The sequence below is a fragment of the Streptomyces sp. NPDC002490 genome (assembly GCF_040296045.1).
In the GTDB taxonomy this organism is placed as follows: domain Bacteria; phylum Actinomycetota; class Actinomycetes; order Streptomycetales; family Streptomycetaceae; genus Streptomyces.
This window is the reverse complement of the sequence record NZ_JBEOWM010000040.1, coordinates 43,240-60,889: the sequence shown is the minus strand read 5'-3', so window position 1 is coordinate 60,889 and position 17,650 is coordinate 43,240. Positions and strand designations below refer to the sequence as shown.

The 17,650-nt window shown below is 74.9% G+C and carries 21 protein-coding genes; 16 read left to right on the top strand and 5 right to left on the bottom strand.

Annotation, left to right across the window (positions count from 1 at the left end):
- Positions 1-228: 228 nt before the first annotated feature.
- The 3 genes from ABT092_RS23410 to ABT092_RS23400 are packed head-to-tail and all read left to right on the top strand — an operon-like array spanning position 229 to position 2,897.
- The gene (locus ABT092_RS23410) at positions 229-1,209 is read left to right on the top strand and encodes an ABC transporter ATP-binding protein (RefSeq protein ID WP_351246949.1); all 981 of its coding nucleotides are present in this window, start codon (positions 229-231) and stop codon (positions 1,207-1,209) included.
- 58 nt (positions 1,210-1,267) lie between these two features.
- Positions 1,268-2,092 carry an ABC transporter permease gene (locus ABT092_RS23405; protein WP_451364224.1) on the top strand — a complete coding sequence of 275 codons (825 nt, stop codon included), beginning with the start codon at positions 1,268-1,270 and terminating at the stop codon, positions 2,090-2,092.
- Between the two features lie 34 nt (positions 2,093-2,126).
- Positions 2,127-2,897: a hypothetical protein gene (locus tag ABT092_RS23400; RefSeq protein WP_351246935.1), complete on the top strand. Its 771-nt coding sequence runs from the start codon at positions 2,127-2,129 to the stop codon at positions 2,895-2,897.
- Positions 2,898-2,922: 25 nt separating this feature from the next.
- On the opposite strand, the gene ybaK is transcribed toward ABT092_RS23400, so the two are convergent.
- The 4 genes from ybaK to ABT092_RS23380 all read right to left on the bottom strand — a co-directional run bounded on the left by ybaK (position 2,923) and on the right by ABT092_RS23380 (position 6,968).
- Entirely contained in the window at positions 2,923-3,420 is a 498-nt protein-coding gene (gene ybaK, locus ABT092_RS23395) for a Cys-tRNA(Pro) deacylase (protein WP_351246933.1), read from the bottom strand.
- 48 nt (positions 3,421-3,468) lie between these two features.
- Entirely contained in the window at positions 3,469-4,209 is a 741-nt protein-coding gene (locus ABT092_RS23390) for an LON peptidase substrate-binding domain-containing protein (RefSeq protein ID WP_351246931.1), read from the bottom strand.
- A gap of 11 nt (positions 4,210-4,220) precedes the next feature.
- Positions 4,221-5,249 carry a hypothetical protein gene (locus ABT092_RS23385; RefSeq protein ID WP_351246929.1) on the bottom strand — a complete coding sequence of 343 codons (1,029 nt, stop codon included), beginning with the start codon at positions 5,247-5,249 and terminating at the stop codon, positions 4,221-4,223.
- A 117-nt stretch (positions 5,250-5,366) separates the two neighbouring features.
- Entirely contained in the window at positions 5,367-6,968 is a 1,602-nt protein-coding gene (locus ABT092_RS23380; RefSeq protein ID WP_351246945.1) for an oxidoreductase, read from the bottom strand.
- A gap of 449 nt (positions 6,969-7,417) precedes the next feature.
- Here ABT092_RS23380 and hisD point away from each other — a divergent pair, with 449 nt between their 5' ends.
- From hisD to hisF, 8 genes are read left to right on the top strand one after another with little or no spacing between them, the layout of a single operon-like run.
- Positions 7,418-8,743 (top strand): histidinol dehydrogenase, encoded by a 1,326-nt coding sequence (gene hisD, locus ABT092_RS23375; protein ID WP_351246927.1) that lies wholly within the window; start codon positions 7,418-7,420, stop codon positions 8,741-8,743.
- Complete coding sequence (locus ABT092_RS23370; RefSeq protein WP_351246925.1) at positions 8,740-9,855, top strand: histidinol-phosphate transaminase; 1,116 nt, start codon at positions 8,740-8,742, stop codon at positions 9,853-9,855. Before hisD ends, ABT092_RS23370 begins: the two co-directional genes overlap by 4 nt.
- Positions 9,852-10,454, top strand: a complete 603-nt coding sequence (gene hisB / locus ABT092_RS23365; protein ID WP_351246923.1) for an imidazoleglycerol-phosphate dehydratase HisB — start codon at positions 9,852-9,854, stop codon at positions 10,452-10,454. Before ABT092_RS23370 ends, hisB begins: the two co-directional genes overlap by 4 nt.
- A 2-nt stretch (positions 10,455-10,456) precedes the next feature.
- Positions 10,457-10,621: a CG2302 family histidine operon protein gene (locus ABT092_RS23360; protein WP_351246921.1), complete on the top strand. Its 165-nt coding sequence runs from the start codon at positions 10,457-10,459 to the stop codon at positions 10,619-10,621.
- An 8-nt stretch (positions 10,622-10,629) separates the two neighbouring features.
- Entirely contained in the window at positions 10,630-11,286 is a 657-nt protein-coding gene (gene hisH / locus ABT092_RS23355) for an imidazole glycerol phosphate synthase subunit HisH (RefSeq protein ID WP_351246919.1), read from the top strand.
- A complete protein-coding gene (gene priA / locus ABT092_RS23350) occupies positions 11,283-12,011 on the top strand; it encodes a bifunctional 1-(5-phosphoribosyl)-5-((5-phosphoribosylamino)methylideneamino)imidazole-4-carboxamide isomerase/phosphoribosylanthranilate isomerase PriA (RefSeq protein ID WP_351246917.1) in 729 nt (242 codons plus the stop codon). Before hisH ends, priA begins: the two co-directional genes overlap by 4 nt.
- On the top strand, positions 12,008-12,406 hold the full coding sequence (locus tag ABT092_RS23345) for a RidA family protein (RefSeq protein ID WP_351246915.1): 399 nt from the start codon (positions 12,008-12,010) through the stop codon (positions 12,404-12,406). The genes priA and ABT092_RS23345 overlap by 4 nt, the downstream gene beginning before the upstream one ends.
- Positions 12,403-13,158 carry an imidazole glycerol phosphate synthase subunit HisF gene (gene hisF / locus ABT092_RS23340; RefSeq protein WP_351246913.1) on the top strand — a complete coding sequence of 252 codons (756 nt, stop codon included), beginning with the start codon at positions 12,403-12,405 and terminating at the stop codon, positions 13,156-13,158. The genes ABT092_RS23345 and hisF overlap by 4 nt, the downstream gene beginning before the upstream one ends.
- A gap of 23 nt (positions 13,159-13,181) precedes the next feature.
- On the opposite strand, the gene ABT092_RS23335 is transcribed toward hisF, so the two are convergent.
- On the bottom strand, positions 13,182-13,817 hold the full coding sequence (locus tag ABT092_RS23335; RefSeq protein ID WP_351246912.1) for a TIGR03085 family metal-binding protein: 636 nt from the start codon (positions 13,815-13,817) through the stop codon (positions 13,182-13,184).
- Between the two features lie 143 nt (positions 13,818-13,960).
- Here ABT092_RS23335 and hisI point away from each other — a divergent pair, with 143 nt between their 5' ends.
- The 5 genes from hisI (at position 13,961) to ABT092_RS23310 (ending at position 17,517) form a co-directional block, all read left to right on the top strand.
- On the top strand, positions 13,961-14,329 hold the full coding sequence (gene hisI, locus ABT092_RS23330) for a phosphoribosyl-AMP cyclohydrolase (RefSeq protein WP_351246910.1): 369 nt from the start codon (positions 13,961-13,963) through the stop codon (positions 14,327-14,329).
- 11 nt (positions 14,330-14,340) lie between these two features.
- Entirely contained in the window at positions 14,341-15,828 is a 1,488-nt protein-coding gene (locus ABT092_RS23325) for an anthranilate synthase component I (RefSeq protein WP_351246908.1), read from the top strand.
- Between the two features lie 54 nt (positions 15,829-15,882).
- Positions 15,883-16,524 (top strand): TIGR02234 family membrane protein, encoded by a 642-nt coding sequence (locus tag ABT092_RS23320; RefSeq protein WP_351246906.1) that lies wholly within the window; start codon positions 15,883-15,885, stop codon positions 16,522-16,524.
- A 152-nt stretch (positions 16,525-16,676) separates the two neighbouring features.
- Positions 16,677-16,898 (top strand): HGxxPAAW family protein, encoded by a 222-nt coding sequence (locus ABT092_RS23315; RefSeq protein WP_351246904.1) that lies wholly within the window; start codon positions 16,677-16,679, stop codon positions 16,896-16,898.
- A gap of 181 nt (positions 16,899-17,079) precedes the next feature.
- Positions 17,080-17,517 (top strand): DUF2752 domain-containing protein, encoded by a 438-nt coding sequence (locus ABT092_RS23310; RefSeq protein ID WP_351246902.1) that lies wholly within the window; start codon positions 17,080-17,082, stop codon positions 17,515-17,517.
- Positions 17,518-17,650: the final 133 nt, after the last annotated feature.

Sequence of the window (17,650 nt, the reverse complement as noted above, 5' to 3'; positions counted from 1 at the left end):
GGACCGGGCGTGCGTGCGCGCCTCCATCCCCGCCGCCCCCCGCCCGCCCCCCCCGGGGGCGGGGGGGCCGGGGCGGGGGGGGGGGGCCCCCCCCCCGCCGACGAGCGGGCGCCGGTACGCCCGGGGCGGGTCCACGACCACCCCGGAGGCACACCGCGCCCCCGGCACCCCGTAGGCTCCTTCCTCGTGAGTACGCGCCCCGCACACCCGGAACACCTCGGCGATGTGGTGTGCGCGGTGCGCGACCTGGTGAAGACCTACCCGGCCACCCGGCCCCGCCGCGGTACCCCCGGCGCCCCCGAGGTGCGGGCCACCGACGGGGTCCGCCTCGACGTCCGGCGCGGCGAGGTCTTCGGCCTCCTCGGCCCCAACGGCGCCGGCAAGTCCACCCTGGTGCGCCAGCTCACCGGGCTGATGCGGCCCGACTCCGGCAGCATCGAGATCCTCGGGCACGACATCGTCCGCCACCCCGAGCGCGCCGCCCGCATCCTCGCCCACCTGGGGCAGGAGTCCAGCGCCCTCGACGAACTGACCGTCTCCCTGGCCGCCGAGACCACCGCCCGGCTCCGCGGCCTCGACCTCCGCGCCGCCCGCGCCGAGCGGGACGCCGTCCTCGACGAACTGGGCCTCGCCCCGCTCGCCTCCCGCCCGCTCGCCAAGCTCTCCGGCGGCCAACGGCGGCTCGCCTGCGTCGCCGCCACCCTGGTCGGCGAGCGCCCCCTGCTGGTGCTGGACGAGCCCACCACCGCCATGGACCCGCTCGCCCGGCGCGCGGTGTGGGCGGCGATCGACCGGCGCCGGGCCGAACACGGCACCACCGTGCTGCTCGTCACCCACAACGTCATCGAGGCCGAAACGGTCCTGGACCGGGTCGCCGTCCTCGACCGGGGCCGGGTCATCGCCTGCGACACCCCGTCCGGGCTCAAGGAACGACTCGCCGGCGAGGTCCGGGTGGAGCTGCTGTGGCGCGAGCGCGCCCCGCTCGACATCCCCGAAGTCGCCGCCCTGCGGTCGTCCGCCACCGAGTCCGGCCGCCGCTGGGTGCTGCGGCTCGCCCCCGACGAGGCCCGGGCCGCGGTGGCCGCGGTCACCGGCGGCGCGGCCTTCGCCGCCCTCGACGACTTCACGCTCGCCACCCCCAGCCTGGAGGACGTCTACCTGGCCCTCGGCGGCACCCGCACCGATGCCGCGGGCCTGGTGAAGGCATGACCCACCGACCGCCGAAGGACGCCGTGCCGCACGCTGTCAGGAACAGGAGCCGCACCCCGTGACCGTCGTACCCGCCGAGGCCCCGTCCCGCAGCACCGGGGCCGCCCGCCCGGCGAGCCGCCCCGCCCCCGCCGAGCTGGCGCCCCGCGCCCGGCTGCTGCCCTCCCTCGCCGCCGTCTACCGCGCCCAGCTCTCCCGGGCCCGGGTCGCCCGCATCCCGCTGCTGTTCGTCGCGACCTTCCAGTCCGTCGGGATCATGATCCTGATGCGGGGCGTGGTGGACGGCGGCGAGGAGGCCCGCGCCGTGGTCGCCGGTTCCAGCGTCCTGGTGGTCGCCTTCGTCGCGCTGAACCTGCTCGCCCAGTACTTCGGCCGGCTGCGCGCGGACGGCGGCCTCGACCACTACGCCACGCTGCCGGTGCCGCCCGCCGCCGTGGTCCTCGGCGCCGCCGCGGCCTACGCCTCGTTCACGGTGCCCGGCACCCTGGTCACCGCCGCGGTGGGGTGCGTCCTGTTCCAGTTGCCCTTCACCCACCTGTGGGTGCTGCTCGCGGTGATCCCGCTCGCGGGCGCGGCGCTGGCGGGGCTCGGCGCGGCCCTCGGACTGCTGGCGCCCCGCCCGGAGCTGGCCACCCTGCTCGGCCAGCTGGGCATGTCCGCGGCGCTGCTGCTCGGGGTGCTCCCGCCCGAGCGGCTGCCCTCGCTGGTGCAGTACGGGCGGGACCTGTTGCCCTCCACCTACGGGGTGGAGGCCTTCGCCCGGACCTTCGAGGCCCACCCCGACTGGCGGATCGTCGGGCTGCACCTGGCCGTCTGCGCCGGGGTCGGAGTGATCTCCCTCGCGGTGGCGACCTGGGCGTACCGGAGGGCCGCCGTCCGATGACGCGGGCGCCGCGCCGCCCTGGCACGATGTCAGGGTGACCGCACCGCTGACACCACCGCCGCAGGACAGACCCCCCGCCCGAGGGGACGGGGGCCATCCGCCCGCCGCACCCTTCACCGGGGACTTCGGGGACGGCGCGGAGTCCGGCCCGGGGAAGGCCGCCGAACTCCGGGTCGAACTGCGCGACGCCGCCGTGATCGCCCTCGTGCTCGGCGTGGCCGGGGCGCTGCTCGGGCTGCTGTGGCTGTGGTGGGCGCCCCGGGTGCCGCTGGTCTCGGACGCCGAAGCCGTCTACCTCGGGGACACCGAGGGGGAGCAGGCCATCGGCATCGACGGAACGTTCACTCTGCTCGCGGTCGCCTTCGGCCTGGCCAGTGCGGCCGTGGTGTTCTGGCTGCGCCGGCGCGGCGGGGTGCCGCTGGTGGTCGGCCTGGCCCTCGGCGGGCTGCTCGGCTCCCTGCTGGCCTGGCGGCTGGGGGTGTGGCTCGGCCCCACCCAGAACGTGGTGGAGCACGCCAAGGAGGTCGGCAAGGGCGTGACCTTCGACGCCCCGCTCAGGCTCGGGGCCCGGGGCGCCCTGCTGGTGTGGCCGGTCACCGCGCTCCTCGCCCACCTCTGCCTGACCGCGCTCTTCGGCCCCCGCGACCCCGACCCGTACCTCGCGCAGCACCCCTACGGCACCCCGCAGTGGGACCGCGGCCCGGCCGGACCGTCCGCGGCGACCGGCCCCGGCGCGGCCGACCCGTACCGCGCACCGCCCCGACCGGAGGACCCCTTCGCCCCGCCACCCGACCGGCAGCCGTAGGCGCCGCAGGCCCGCACGGTCTCGTTCAGAGGCGGCCGATGGGGGCCAGGGCGGCGCCGGTGAGCGCCTGGAGGTCGGCCGGGGCGAGTTCGACCTCCAGGCCCCGGCGGCCGGCGGACACGCAGATCGTGGGGTGCTCCCCGGCCGAGGCGTCCAGCACCGTGCGCAGCCGCTTGCGCTGCCCGAGCGGGGAGATGCCGCCCCGGACGTAGCCGGTGACGCGCTCCGCCGCCGCCGGATCGGCCATCGCCGCCCGCTTGCCGCCGACCGCGGTCGCCAGGGCCTTGAGGTCGAGCGACCCGGCCACCGGGACCACCGCCACCGTGAGCTCCCCGTCCACCTCCGCGACCAGGGTCTTGAACACCCGCTCGGGGGAGACCCCCATCGCCTGGGCGGCCTCCTCGCCGTACGAGGGGTGCCCCGGGTCGTGGGCGTAGGCGTGGACGGTGAACGCGGTGCCCGCCGCGGTCAGGGCCACCGTCGCGGGGGTGCCGCCCGGCTGCTGCTTCTGCTTCTTCGCCATCGGCTGTGCGGTCCTCGTCTCCCCGGTCTCCCGGGATCGTGCGGTGGATCAGTTCAGGTTGGTGGGCGCGCGGGTGAGGTCCATCGCCGGGACGGAGGGCAGGGCGCGCAGGATCGCGCTCTCGGTGCGCAGCAGCCGCAACTCGTCCCGGAGCCGGGAGGCGGTGTCGGGGGCCTGGAGCAGCCGTTGCTTGGTCGGGATGTCGAGCATCATCGCCGCGGCCACCAGGTACGACACCACCGAGGGCTCGTCCGGGAGGTCGCCGCCCGTCGACAGCGACAGTTCGCGTGCCCCGGCGAGCCGCTTCTGGTACGTCCGGAAGGCCCGCAGCACGCCTTCGGCGAGGGCGCCCGCCTCGTCGCCCGGCTCCTCGGCCAACTCCTCCACCTCGGCCGTCAGATACGGCCCGGAGGCGTCCACGGAGTGCAGCCGCACCCGGGTGGTGCCGGTGGCGAGGACCTCGAAGCCGCCGTCGGTGCGCTCGCGCACGGTGGCCGCGTCGGCGATGCAGCCCGTGCCGTGGAACGCCGTCAGCGGCTCGGTGCCGAAGCCCGCGGCCGGACCGCGCTCCGCGGCGGCCGTCGGGTCGGGGAGCCCCGGTTCGCTGGGCGCGACCTCGTGGCCGTCCCGGATCGCGACGATCACGAACCGGCGTGGCTCGTCGTCGGGGGTCTTCAGCAGGTCGCGCATCAGGGCGCGATAGCGCTCCTCGAAGACGTTCAGGGGCACGACGAGCCCCGGGAACAGCACCGAGTTGAGCGGGAACAGCGGCAGCCGGACGGTGGTCACGACGTCCAAGCCTAGTGGTCGTCGGCCGGGGCGCGGCGCGGACGGGTCCGCAGCGGTGTCGAGGCGGCCACCTCGATCCGCACGCCGTCGCGCACCTCCAGGAACTGGCCGAGCGGATCGTCGGAGAGCCGGTCCCAGGGGAAGGAGGTGGCGTACGGGCCGATCCGGCGCACCTGCTCCAGGGCGTCCGTCCAGCGTTCCAGCCGCACCAGCACGCAGACCAGGAGGTTGCGCACCTCCGCCGGCCAGGGGTCGGCGGGCGCGTACCGCGCGGAGAGGGCGACCCCCCGGTCCGCGGCGGCGTCCAGGCGGGCCCGGGGCACGGGGTCGGGGCCGGCCGGCGAGGAGAGGTGGCCGAAGACGGCGCGCACCGGCAGCGCCTGCACCAGCGAGTCGGGCAGCGCGTCCTGCGCGGCGCGCTCGGCGAAGTCGAAGCACTGTCCGTGCCCCGCACCGCCGCCGGCCGTGGCCAGGAAGCGCAGCGCGGCCACGTGGCAGCCGTAGTGGTGCGGGGAGCGCCGCACCGCCTCGGCCCACAGCTCCTCGAAGGGGACGCGGGGCACCAGGGTGCCGCGGGCGTGGTCGAGCGCGACCCGCCAGGGCACCGGGTCGCCCGGAGCGGGCCGGGCGGCGGCCGTGACCAGGTCGGTGACCTCGTGCAGCCGCTCCGCCCGGGCCGGCGAGGACCAGGCGTCGGCCACGGCCCGCTCGGCGACCAGCAACAGCAGGTCCGGGTCGCGCGGGGCGTCGGTCCGCCACCTGGCCAGCCACTCGGGCCGGGCCCCGGCGAAGGCGGCGAGCCGCATGACGTAGCGGTCGCGGTCCTCCCAGGCGGCGTCCTCGCGGGTGGCGGCGAGCAGTCGGGCCGCGGGGCGGTACTCGCCGCGGCCGGCGGCCACCAGCGCCGGACCCAGCCGGGCGTCGGGGGCGTCCAGGAGCACCTCGTCGTCGGCGGGCAGTCCCGCGGCCAGCGAGGAGGTGTGTCGGGCCATCCGGGCGGTACGGATGAGGGCACGCAGCAGAACCATGGTCCGAACCATTGAAAACCGCAGGTCGGACCCGCACCAGGGGAAGCCGGTGACGGTTCGGTAACCCCGTCCGGGGTTGCCCGCCGCCGGGTCAAGTCCCGGCAAAGCACCCGGGCGGGGGCGGATCGTTCACCCGCGCCGCAGCAACCGGGTGGCGCCCGCGGCCACGGCCGTCGCCAGTATCCAGCCCGCGACGATCACGCCGGTCCCGAACCACTGCCACCCCCCGGACAGCCGCCAGTGGCCGTCCTGCCCCAGGTCCATCACCGGGACCAGCAGGTCCAGGGCGAACAGCCCGGCGTTCCACTCCGGGTTCTCCCCGGGCTTGAGCGGGGCCGGTGCGGCCCGGGAGAACGCGAGCCCGCACGCCCCCCACAGCACCGCCATCCACCAGGCCGCCCGCCCGGGCCGGTACCCGTAGGCCACCGTCCAGTCCTGCGCGTACCCCCACGCCCGGCCGGTCAGGGGCAGGGTCTCCCGGCGCCGGCGCTGCTTGGCCAGCAGCACCTCGCGGGCGTCCTCGTCCTCGCCGCCGTCCCGCAGCACCGTGGCGAGCCGCTCGTAGGGCTCCGGGTGGTACTCGGGGGTGGCCGCCGCGACCCACTCCAGCCGGCGGGCCAACGGGAACCCGCCGGTCGGCACCAGGCGCTCGTACCGGAAACCGTCCATCTGGAGGCGCCCCAGCCCCGGCCAACTCGTGGCCCGGTCGACCAGGTTGACCACCCGGGCCCCCGACAGCACCACCCGGCCCCGCTCCGGCCGCTCCCCGAGGAACCGCAGCTCCGGGGTGTGGACGCGGCGCAGGGACAGCTCCTGCTCGTCGGTGAGTGCGAACCGCGCCCCCGCCAGGTCGACGGCGTCGCCGAACCGTCCGTCGTCCAGGCGGACGCTGCCCCGGCACTCGAAGCGCTGCACCCGGGTGCCGTGCGCGGGCGTGGTGCCCCGGGTGAGCGGGTCCCCGATGCTCGCCGGCGTCAGGTACAGGGTCCGTTCGACGGTGAGCTGCGGGGCGTTCAGCGCCCGGTCCCCGTACGGGTTGGTCAGGTGGCAGCCGCGCAGGCTCAACGAGACGCCCACCTTCGCGCCGCGCAGGCTCACCTCCCCGTACGCCTCCAGCAGCTCCGCCTGGAGGTCCTGGCCGACGCTCATGCCGTCCGCCACCAGGGCCCGGCCGCGCCGGTCGCCGAACACCACCGCCTGGCTGAGCAGCAGGTCCGTGCCGATCTGGGCGTCGGTCATCCGGACGCCGTGCTGGAACCGGCAGCGCGGCAGGTGGAGGTCGCCCTCGGTGTGGACCCGCGCCGCCTCCAGCCGGGGGACCGCGCAGTCGACGAGCCGCAGCGTGGTGAACCCGGCCTCGGGCAGCAGCACCTCCCGTTCGAAGCGGCAGCGGTTGATCTCCACGTACGGGGTGACGTCACCGCCCGCGAGGTCGACGGTGCCCGTGATGAGCAGGCCCGTCAGCTTCAGGGAGGCCACCCGGCCGGGCAGCGCCGGCGGCCCGTCCAGCAGCAGCCAGCACACCACCCGCGCCCGCACCGTGCGCTCCGGCCCCCAGGGCCGTCCGCCGTGCGGGTCGTCCACGAACGGGTCGCCCGTGCGCAGGTCGTAGCGGCTCCCGTTGCGGAACGCCTGCCACATGCCGACCTCGGCGGGGGTCAGCCCGTCCGGCGGTTCGCCGTTGCCGCTCACTGCCGTCCCCTCGCTGCCGGCGCTACCGCCGCCGCCCATCCCGTGCTCCGTGCCGTTGCCCACGACCACGCCTCCTCGCCTCACCGTGCGCGCCGTTCGCCGCCGGCCGGTCGGCCCCGCCCGCGGTCGGCCGGGGGAGCGGAGGGCGACGGAGCCGTCGGGAACCCGCGGGCTCGGCGACGGGGAGCGCACGCTCCCGGGGCCGTCCGTCGACTGCCGTCGGTGCGCGGTGCTCGTGCCGTCCGTGCGGCCCGTTCCGGGTGGGTGATCACCTCGACCCCGCGCGGCTCACCCGCCTCGGCGACTCGTACAGTCGTTCATACCCATGGAGTGACGATATGAACACGTACGGTGAGGTTGATCGGGGGTGCGGGCCCTCCCGCGTCGCCCCCGCGCGCTCCGGGGCGCTCCCCGACGTCCCCGGGCGGCCGTATCAGTGACTGATACGGCCGCCCGGGGAGCCCGCGCCGTCTGCGAGAATTGGCCCCGTGATCTCCCGAATCGATCTGCGCGGCGACGCCCTCCCCGAGGGTGGCGCCCTGCGCGACCTGCTGCCCCGTGCCGACTTCGACGTCGAGGCCGCCCTGGAGAAGGTGCGCCCCCTCTGCGAGGACGTGCACCATCGCGGCGACGCAGCGCTGATCGACTTCGCCAAGCGGTTCGACGGGGTCGCCCTGGACCGGGTCAGGGTCCCCGCCGAGGCGCTCTCCGCCGCCCTCGCCGCCCTCGACCCCGCGGTGCGCGCCGCCCTGGAGGAGTCCATCCGGCGCGCCCGGCTGGTCCACCGCGCGCAGCGCCGCACCAGCCACACCACCCAGGTCGTCCCCGGGGGCACGGTCACCGAGAAGTGGGTGCCGGTCGAGCGGGTCGGGCTGTACGCCCCCGGCGGCCGGTCGGTGTACCCGTCCTCCGTGGTGATGAACGTCGTCCCCGCGCAGGAGGCCGGTGTCGGCTCCATCGCCCTGGCCTCGCCCCCGCAGCGGGACTTCGACGGGCTGCCGCACCCCACCGTCCTCGCCGCCTGCGCCCTGCTCGGCGTGGACGAGGTGTACGCCGCCGGCGGCGTAGGTGCCGTCGCCATGTTCGCCTACGGCACCGAGTCCTGCCCGCCCGCCGCCATGGTCACCGGCCCCGGCAACATCTGGGTGGCCGCCGCCAAGCGCTACTTCACCGGCCGCATCGGCATCGACACCGAGGCCGGCCCCACCGAGATCGCGGTCCTCGCCGACGACACCGCCGACCCGGCGCACATCGCCGCCGACCTGATCAGCCAGGCCGAGCACGACCCGCTGGCCGCCGCGGTGCTCGTCACCGACTCCGTCACCCTCGCCGACGCCGTCGTCAAGGAACTGGAGCCGCAGGTCGCCGCGACCAAGCACGTCGAGGACCGGGTGCGGCCCGCGTTGACCGGCCGGCAGTCCGCGATCGTCCTGGTCGACGGCGTCGAGGAGGGCCTGCGGGTGGTCGACGCCTACGGCGCCGAGCACCTGGAGATCCAGACCGCCGACGCCGCCGCGGTCGCCGACCGGGTCAAGAACGCCGGCGCGATCTTCGTCGGCCCCTGGGCCCCGGTCTCCCTCGGCGACTACTGCGCCGGCTCCAACCACGTGCTGCCCACCGGCGGCTGCGCCTGCCACTCCTCCGGGCTCTCCGTGCAGTCCTTCCTGCGCGGCATCCACGTCGTGGACTACACCCGGGAGGCGCTCGCCGACGTGGCGCACCACGTGGTGACCCTCGCGGAGGCGGAGGACCTGCCCGCGCACGGCGCGGCGGTCAAGGCACGGTTCGGATGGAAGGTTCCCCAGAGCAAGTGACCAGCATCGACGACCTGCCCGTACGGGACGAGCTGCGCGGCCAGTCCCCCTACGGCGCGCCCCAGCTCGACGTCCCCGTCCGGCTGAACACCAACGAGAACCCCTACCCGCTGCCCGAGGCCCTGGTCGAGCGGATCGCCGAGCGGGTCCGCGAGGCCGCCCGCCACCTCAACCGCTACCCCGACCGCAACGCCGTCGAGCTGCGCACCGAACTCGCCAAGTACCTCACCCGCACCGGCGGCCACCCCGTCACCGGGGAACAGGTCTGGGCGGCCAACGGCTCCAACGAGGTCATCCAGCAGCTCCTCCAGACCTTCGGCGGCCCCGGCCGCACCGCGATCGGCTTCGAGCCCTCGTACTCGATGCACCCGCTGATCGCCCGCGGCACCGGCACCGACTGGATCGACGGCCCCCGCGAGCCCGACTTCACCCTCGACACCGGGGCCGCGGTCCGTGCCGTGACCGAGCACCGTCCGCACGTGGTGTTCATCACCACCCCCAACAACCCCACCGGCAACGCCGTCCCCGCCGAGACCGTCCGTGCCGTCTACGAGGCCGCCCAGGCCGCCCGGCCCTCGCTGGTGATCGTGGACGAGGCGTACGTCGAGTTCAGCCACGGCGACTCGCTGCTGCCGCTGCTGGCGGGCCGCCCGAACCTGGTCGTCTCCCGGACCATGTCCAAGGCCTTCGGCGCCGCCGGGCTGCGCCTGGGCTACTTCGCCGCCGATCCGGCCGTGGTGGACGCCGTCCAACTGGTCCGGCTGCCCTACCACCTGTCCGCCGTCACCCAGGCCACCGCCCTGGCCGCGCTGGAGCACACGGACACCCTGCTCGGCTACGTCGACCAGCTCAAGTCCGAACGCGACCGCCTGGTCACCGAGCTGCGGGCGCTGGAGTACGAGGTCACCGTCTCCGACGCCAACTTCGTGCAGTTCGGCCGCTTCGAGGACCCCGACGGCACGCACGCCGTGTGGCAGCGCATCCTGGAGAGGGGCGTCCTGGTCCGCGACAACGGCGTACCCGGCTACCTGCGGGTCACCGCGGGCACCCCCGAAGAGAACGACGCGTTCCTCGACGCGGTCCGTGAAGTGAAGAAGGAGCTCAGCGCATGACCGGCCAGGCACGCACCGGCAGGGTGGAACGCACCACCAAGGAGACCTCCGTCCTCGTCGAGATCGACCTGGACGGCAGCGGCAAGGTCGACGTGTCGACCGGGGTCGGCTTCTACGACCACATGCTCGACCAGCTCGGCCGGCACGGTCTGTTCGACCTGACCGTCCGGACCGAGGGCGACCTCCACATCGACACCCACCACACCATCGAGGACACCGCCCTCGCCCTCGGCGCCGCCTTCAAGCAGGCGCTCGGCGACAAGGTCGGCATCTACCGCTTCGGCAACTGCACCGTCCCGCTGGACGAGTCCCTCGCCCGGGTCACCGTGGACCTCTCCGGCCGCCCCTACCTGGTGCACAGCGAGCCCGAGAACATGGCGCCCATGATCGGCACCTACGACACCACCATGACCCGGCACATCCTGGAGTCGTTCGTCGCCCAGGCGCAGATCGCGCTGCACGTCCACGTGCCCTACGGCCGCAACGCCCACCACATCGTGGAGTGCCAGTTCAAGGCGCTCGCCCGCGCCCTGCGCTACGCCAGCGAGCGGGACCCGCGCGCCGCGGGCATCCTCCCGTCCACGAAGGGCGCCCTGTAGGCATGAACGGCCTCTCCACCGTCCTCATCTTCGTGGGGCTCTTCCTGGTCGGCGGCATCGTCTCGTTCGCCAAGCAGGGCACGTCCAAGAACGTGGTCACCCTGTTGTCCATCGCCGCCGGCATGTGCCTGCTGGCCGGCGTCCTGCGGCTCGACTACTGGAACTGAGGGCCACCGTGAGCACCCCCACCACCGGCCGCCGCAAGAAGGTCGTGGTCTTCGACTACGGCTTCGGCAACATCCGCTCCGCGGAGCGCGCCCTCGCCCGGGTGGGCGCCGAGGTCGAGATCACCCGCGACTACGACACCGCGATGAACGCCGAGGGCCTGCTGGTGCCCGGCGTCGGCGCCTTCGCCGCCTGCATGGACGGCCTCCGGCAAGCCCGCGGCGACTGGATCGTCGACCGCCGGCTCTCCGGCGGGCGTCCCGTGCTCGGCATCTGCGTCGGCATGCAGATCCTCTTCGCCGAGGGCATCGAGCACGGTGAGCGCACCGAGGGCCTCGACCAGTGGCCCGGCACCGTCGCGCCGCTGGAGGCCGAGGTGGTTCCGCACATGGGCTGGAACACCGTCGACGCCCCCGGGGACTCCCGGCTCTTCGCCGGCCTGGAGGCCGACGCCCGCTACTACTTCGTGCACTCCTACGCCGTCCACGACTGGACCCTGGAGATCACCAACGAGGCGATGAGCGCGCCGCTCGTCACCTGGTCCACCCACGGCAAGCCGTTCGTCGCCGCGGTCGAGAACGGCGCCCTGTGGGCCACCCAGTTCCACCCCGAGAAGTCCGGCGACGCCGGAGCCCAGCTCCTCACCAACTGGATCGGAACCCTGTGAGCACGCTTGAACTCCTCCCCGCCGTCGACGTCCGCGACGGACAGGCCGTCCGCCTCGTGCACGGCGAGTCCGGCACGGAGACCTCCTACGGCTCCCCGCTGGAGGCGGCCCTCGCCTGGCAGCGGGCGGGCGGCGAGTGGCTGCACCTGGTCGACCTCGACGCGGCCTTCGGCACCGGCGACAACCGGGAGCTGATCGCCGAGGTCACCCGGGCCATGGACATCAAGGTCGAACTCTCCGGCGGCATCCGCGACGACGCCTCCCTGGCCGCCGCGCTCGCCACCGGCTGCACCCGGGTCAACCTCGGCACCGCCGCCCTGGAGACCCCCGAGTGGGTCGCCAAGGTCATCGCCGAGCACGGCGACAAGATCGCCGTCGGCCTGGACGTCCGCGGCACCACCCTGCGCGGCCGGGGCTGGACCCGCGACGGCGGCGACCTGTACGAGACGCTGGCCCGGCTCGACGCCGAGGGCTGCGCCCGCTACGTGGTCACCGACATCGCCAAGGACGGCACGCTCCAGGGCCCCAACCTGGAGCTGCTGGAGAACGTCTGCGCCGCCACCGACCGGCCCGTCGTCGCCTCCGGAGGCGTCTCCTCCCTCGACGACCTGCGGGCCATCGCCGCCCTCGTGCCCCGGGGCGTGGAGGGCTCGATCGTCGGCAAGGCCCTCTACGCCAAGGCGTTCACCCTGGAAGAGGCGCTCCAGGCGGTGGCGTCCGCATGACCGACTCCGTGCGCAAGGTGGTGACCGGCGCCCCCTGGGAGGAGAAGTTCGGCTACTCCCGCGCGGTGGAACTCCCCGGCGGGCTCGTCCTGGTCTCCGGCTGCACCTCCGTGGTCGACGGGCGGATCGCCGAGGGCGGCCCCCACGAGCAGGCGGTCAACGCCTTCCGGGTCGCCCTCGCCGCCCTCGACCAGCTCGGCCTGGGTGCGGAGCACGTGGTGCGCACCCGGATGTACGTCACCCACGCACGGGACGTGGAGGAGGTCGGCCGGGCCCACAAGGAGCTCTTCGACGCCGTGCGCCCCGCGGCGTCCATGGTGATCGTCGCCGGCCTGGTCGACCCCAGACTGCTGGTGGAGGTCGAGGTCGAGGCGTACCGGGGAGGTGCCGCATGACCCTCGCGGTCCGGGTCATCCCCTGTCTGGACGTGGACGCCGGCCGGGTCGTCAAGGGCGTCAACTTCCAGAACCTGCGGGACGCGGGCGACCCCGTCGAGATGGCCAAGGTCTACGACGCCGAGGGCGCCGACGAGCTGACCTTCCTCGACATCACGGCCTCCTCCGGCAACCGGGAGACCACCTACGACGTGGTGCGCCGCACCGCCGAACAGGTGTTCATCCCGCTCACCGTCGGCGGGGGCGTGCGCACCGCCGAGGACGTCGACAAGCTGCTGCGGGCCGGGGCCGACAAGGTGGGCGTGAACACCGCCGCCATCGCCCGTCCCGAGCTCATCCGGGAGATCGCCGAGCGGTTCGGCCGCCAGGTCCTGGTGCTCTCCGTCGACGCCCGCCGCACCCCGGAGGGCACCTTCGAGGTCACCACCCACGGCGGTCGCCGCGGCACCGGCCTGGACGCCGTCGAGTGGGCCCACCGGGCCGCCGAGCTCGGCGCCGGGGAGATCCTGCTCAACTCGATGGACGCGGACGGCACCAAGGACGGCTACGACCTGGAGATGATCGCCGCGGTCCGGCAGCACGTCACCGTCCCGGTCATCGCCTCCGGCGGCGCCGGGCGCCTCGCCGACTTCCCGCCGGCGATCGGGGCGGGCGCCGACGCGGTGCTGGCCGCGTCCGTGTTCCACTTCGGCGACCTGCGCATCGGCGAGGTCAAGCAGGCCCTGCGGGAGGCCGGCCACCCGGTGCGCTGAGCCGCCGGGGGCCGCGCCCCGCCTCAGATGCCGAGCTGCTTGGCCGCGTTCAGCCGCTCGACGGCCTCGGGGTCGCCGTCCAGGGTCACCCGGGCGGCGTCCCGGCGTCCCAGCGCGAACATCAACAGCTCACCCGGCTCGCCCGTGACCGTCACCACGGGCGCGCCGCGGTGGGCCACCACCGTCTGACCGTCCGGGCGCCGCAGCACCACGCCCACCGGGTACTTGCGGCCCACCAGACGGGCCGAACGCTCCAGCCGGCGCCACAGCACGTCCGCGAAGACGGGATCGAGGGGGCGCGCCGCCCACTCCTCCTGCGCCCGGCGCACGTCCTCGGCGTGCACGTAGAACTCCACCACGTTCGACGCCTCGTCCACCTGCTTCAGCGAGAACGGCGAGAACTTCGGCGGCCCCGACCGGATGAGCTGCAACAACTCCTCGTACGGCTTCGCCGCGAACTCCGCCTGCACCCGTTCCAAGCGGTCCGCGAGGGGCTTGAAGACGATTCCGCCCGCCGCGTCCGCCCGGCGCTCGCGCACCACCAGGTGCGCGGCCAGGTCCCGGGTGCGCCAGCCCTCGCACAGGGTGGGGGCGTCGGGGCCCGCGGACTCCAACAGATCGGCGAGCAAGAGGCGTTCACGCGTGGCATGGGTCGACATGCGGCCCAGGGTACGGCCGAGTCGGTGGCCCTGCCACGGGACACCGCCCACCGCGGGCCCCGACGCACCCGTGCGCCCCCCGAACGCGTCCAGCGACCGGACGGGCACCCCGCGGGGTCACCCGGGTGGCGCACAATGGGGCCATGACCAGCACGCCCCGTGAGCCCAGCGGTCTCGCCCCCGAGATCGCCGACCGCCTCAAGCGCAGCCCGGACGGCCTCCTGCCCGCCATCGCCCAGCAGTACGACACCGGTGAGGTGCTCATGCTCGGCTGGATGGACGACGAGGCACTGCACCGCACGCTCACCACCGGCCGCTGCACCTACTGGTCCCGCAGCCGCCGGGAGTACTGGGTCAAGGGCGACACCTCCGGACACGTCCAGCACGTCAAGTCCGTCGCCCTCGACTGCGACGCGGACACCGTCCTCGTCAAGGTCGACCAGGTCGGCGCCGCCTGCCACACCGGCGACCGCACCTGCTTCGATGCCGGCGCCCTGCCGCTGGGCCAGTAGGGTCACCCGCCATGGACCTGGAGACCTTCCGCAAGCTCGCCGCCGACCGCCGCGTCGTCCCCGTCAGCCGCACCCTCCTCGCGGACGGCGACACCCCGGTCGGCCTGTACCGCAAGCTCGCCGCCGAGCGGCCGGGCACCTTCCTGCTGGAGTCCGCCGAGAACGGCCGCTCCTGGTCCCGCTACTCCTTCGTCGGGGTCCGCAGCGCCGCGACCCTCACCACCCGCGGGGGCGAGGCCCACTGGCTGGGCACCCCGCCGGTCGGGGTCCCGGTCGACGGGGACCCGCTCGCGGCGCTGCGCGCCACCGTGGAACTGCTGCACACCCCCCGCGACCTCACCGCCGGGATGCCGCCCTTCACCGGGGGCATGGTCGGTTACCTCGGCTACGACATCGTGCGCCGGCTGGAGCGGATCGGCCCCGGGGAGCGGGACGACCTGAAGCTCCCCGAGCTGACCATGCTGCTCACCTCCGACCTCGCCGTCCTCGACCACTGGAACGGCACCGTCCAACTGATCGCCAACGCCATCAACCACAACGACCTCGACACCGGGGTGGACGAGGCGTGGGCGGACGCGGTCGCTCGGCTCGACGCCATGGAGGCCGACCTCTCCCGACCGGTCGCCCAGCCCCCGGCCGCGCTGCCGCCCTCCGAACTGCCCGAGTTCACCGCCCGCTGGGGCGGCCCGGACTTCCGGGCCGCCGTGGAGGACGTCAAGGAGCGCATCCGGGCCGGCGAGGCGTTCCAGGTGGTGCCCTCGCAACGCTTCGAGACCGCCTGCGAGGCCAGCGCCCTGGACGTGTACCGGGTGCTGCGGGCCACCAACCCGTCCCCGTACATGTACCTGATCCGCTTCGAGGACTTCGACGTCGTCGGCTCCTCCCCGGAGGCCCTGGTGAAGGTCGAGGACGGGCACGCCCTGCTGCACCCCATCGCGGGCACCCGGCCGCGCGGCGCCACGCCCCAGGAGGACCAGGCCCTCGCGGACGAACTCCTCGCCGACCCCAAGGAACGCGCCGAGCACCTGATGCTCGTCGACCTCGGGCGCAACGACCTCGGACGGGTCTGCGAGCCCGGCTCCGTCGAGGTCGTGGACTTCATGTCCATCGAGCGCTACTCGCACGTCATGCACATCGTCTCCACGGTGACCGGGCGGGTCGCCCCCGACCGCACCGCCTTCGACGTGCTGACCGCCTGCTTCCCCGCGGGCACCCTCTCCGGCGCCCCCAAGCCGCGGGCCATGCAGATCATCGACGAGCTGGAGCCGTCCCGGCGCGGGCTGTACGGCGGCTGCGTCGGCTACCTGGACTTCGCCGGGGACTCCGACACCGCCATCGCCATCCGCACCGCCCTGCTGCGCGACGGCACCGCCTACGTGCAGGCCGGAGCCGGGGTCGTCGCCGACTCCGACCCCGAGCTGGAGGACCAGGAGTGCCGCAACAAGGCGGCGGCGGTGCTGCGCGCCGTGCACACCGCGAACCGCCTCGCCACCGGCTGACCGGAGCCGCACCCCCGGCTCGGCGCCGGAGGCCGGGCAAGGGATAGTGGTGGGGTGACTACTGCCGTACCGCAGCCCCGAGGGGGCACCGAACGACCGTCCGCGAGGGCCGGGCTCCGCAGCCTGGCCGTGGCCCTGCTGCTGGGCGCGGCCGGGGCCGCGGTGGCCCTGCTCGCCAGCCGTCAGGGGTGGACCGCGGGCACGGCCACCGTTCCCGGCGGCGACTTCCCGCTGACCGCCAAGGGCAGCGAGGTGACGGGGGTCCCCGCGGCGCTCGCGGTCGTCGGGCTGGCCGCCCTGGTGGCGGTCTTCGCGGTGCGCCGCAGCGGACGGGTCGCCGTCGCCGCGCTGCTCACCCTCTGCGGGGCGGGCACCGTCGTCGCGGCCGTCCTCGGCGCGAGCGACAGCGGTGCCCTGGACGAACGGGCCGCCGAGGTCTCCGGCGACACCTCCGCCACCGTGCAGGCCCTCAGCCACAGCGGCTGGCCCTACGTGGCCGCGGTCGGCGGGCTGCTGATCCTGCTCGCCGGGCTGCTGGCGCTGCGCTACGGGCGGCTGTGGCCGGCCATGTCCGGGCGCTACGAACGGGACGGCACCCCGCGCCGCCGCGCCGCGGCCCCCGTGGACCCGGACCGCCCCGAGGACCTGTGGAAGGCCCTGGACCGCGGTGAGGACCCCACCCGACAGGACGGTTGACGCCCTCCCGGGTCCCACCCGGACGGCAGCGCGCCGCCACGCACCCCGCGCACACCTCCGGGCCCCCGGTGCGGAACAATGACCACCGAGCGTCCGGCTCCCCCCACGGATACGGCCGCACCCAGCCGCCTTTCAGCAACGAGGAGCACGTCATGTCGGCCAGCAGCCACGGTCACACCCCCGCCGCCTGGGCCAGCGTCATCATCGCCTTCGTCGGCTTCTGCGTCGCGGGCGCCTTCATGGTCATGGCGAACACCACCGGCTTCTGGGTCGGCATGGCCATCCTCGGGCTCTCCCCGGTCGTCGGCGGCGCCATGAGCATGGCCGGCATGGGCCAGAAGCGCCCCAGGGACATCCTGAACCCCGAGAGCTGAGCCCCGGCCGGGGGCGCACTGGTACGCCGCGCGCGACCCGTCCCGAAGGACGGGCGGGCCCGGCGAGCACGCCGGCGGCCCGCCTTCCGCGCGCGCGGAACCCGCGCGTTCTGGGGGGTCGTGTCCGCCCCGCCCGCCCCGCCGCCGCGCGCGGGCCGCGCCCGCCGGGCAGAATGCACGGGTGAGCGTCGATCCCGAACCGGCCCCCCTCGCCCCGCCCGAACCCGGGGCCCTGCGGCGCCTCCTCGTGCCGCTCGGCGTCCTGGGCGCGGTCCTCGCGGGGTTCGGGTACGTGGGGGCCGTCGATCCCAACGAGCCGGGCCACTACCCGCCCTGCCCGTTGTTCCGGGTGACCGGGGCGTACTGCCCGGGCTGCGGCGGATTGCGCAGCGCCCACGCCTTCGTCCACGGGGACCTGGGCACCGCCCTGGGCGCCAACGCCCTCGCCGTCCTCGCCTTCCTCGCCTTCGCGCTGCTGTGGACGGGGTGGGCGCTGCGCGCGGCACGGGGACGGCCCCTCGCGGTGCCGCCCACCGCGGTGCTCTGGACGCTGGGCGCCGTGGTGGCCGTGTTCACGGTCGTCCGGAACCTGCCCTTCGGTGGCTGGCTGAGACCTTGACCACCGGAGAACGTCCATCCCATGGGACTGCGCGGCACCGATGCGAACCCGCCGCCGTCCTGCGGATACCATCGCAAGTGACCACCCGATCCGCCCCCCGGCGGCCCGGGAGCACCACCTCTCCACCCGCCAA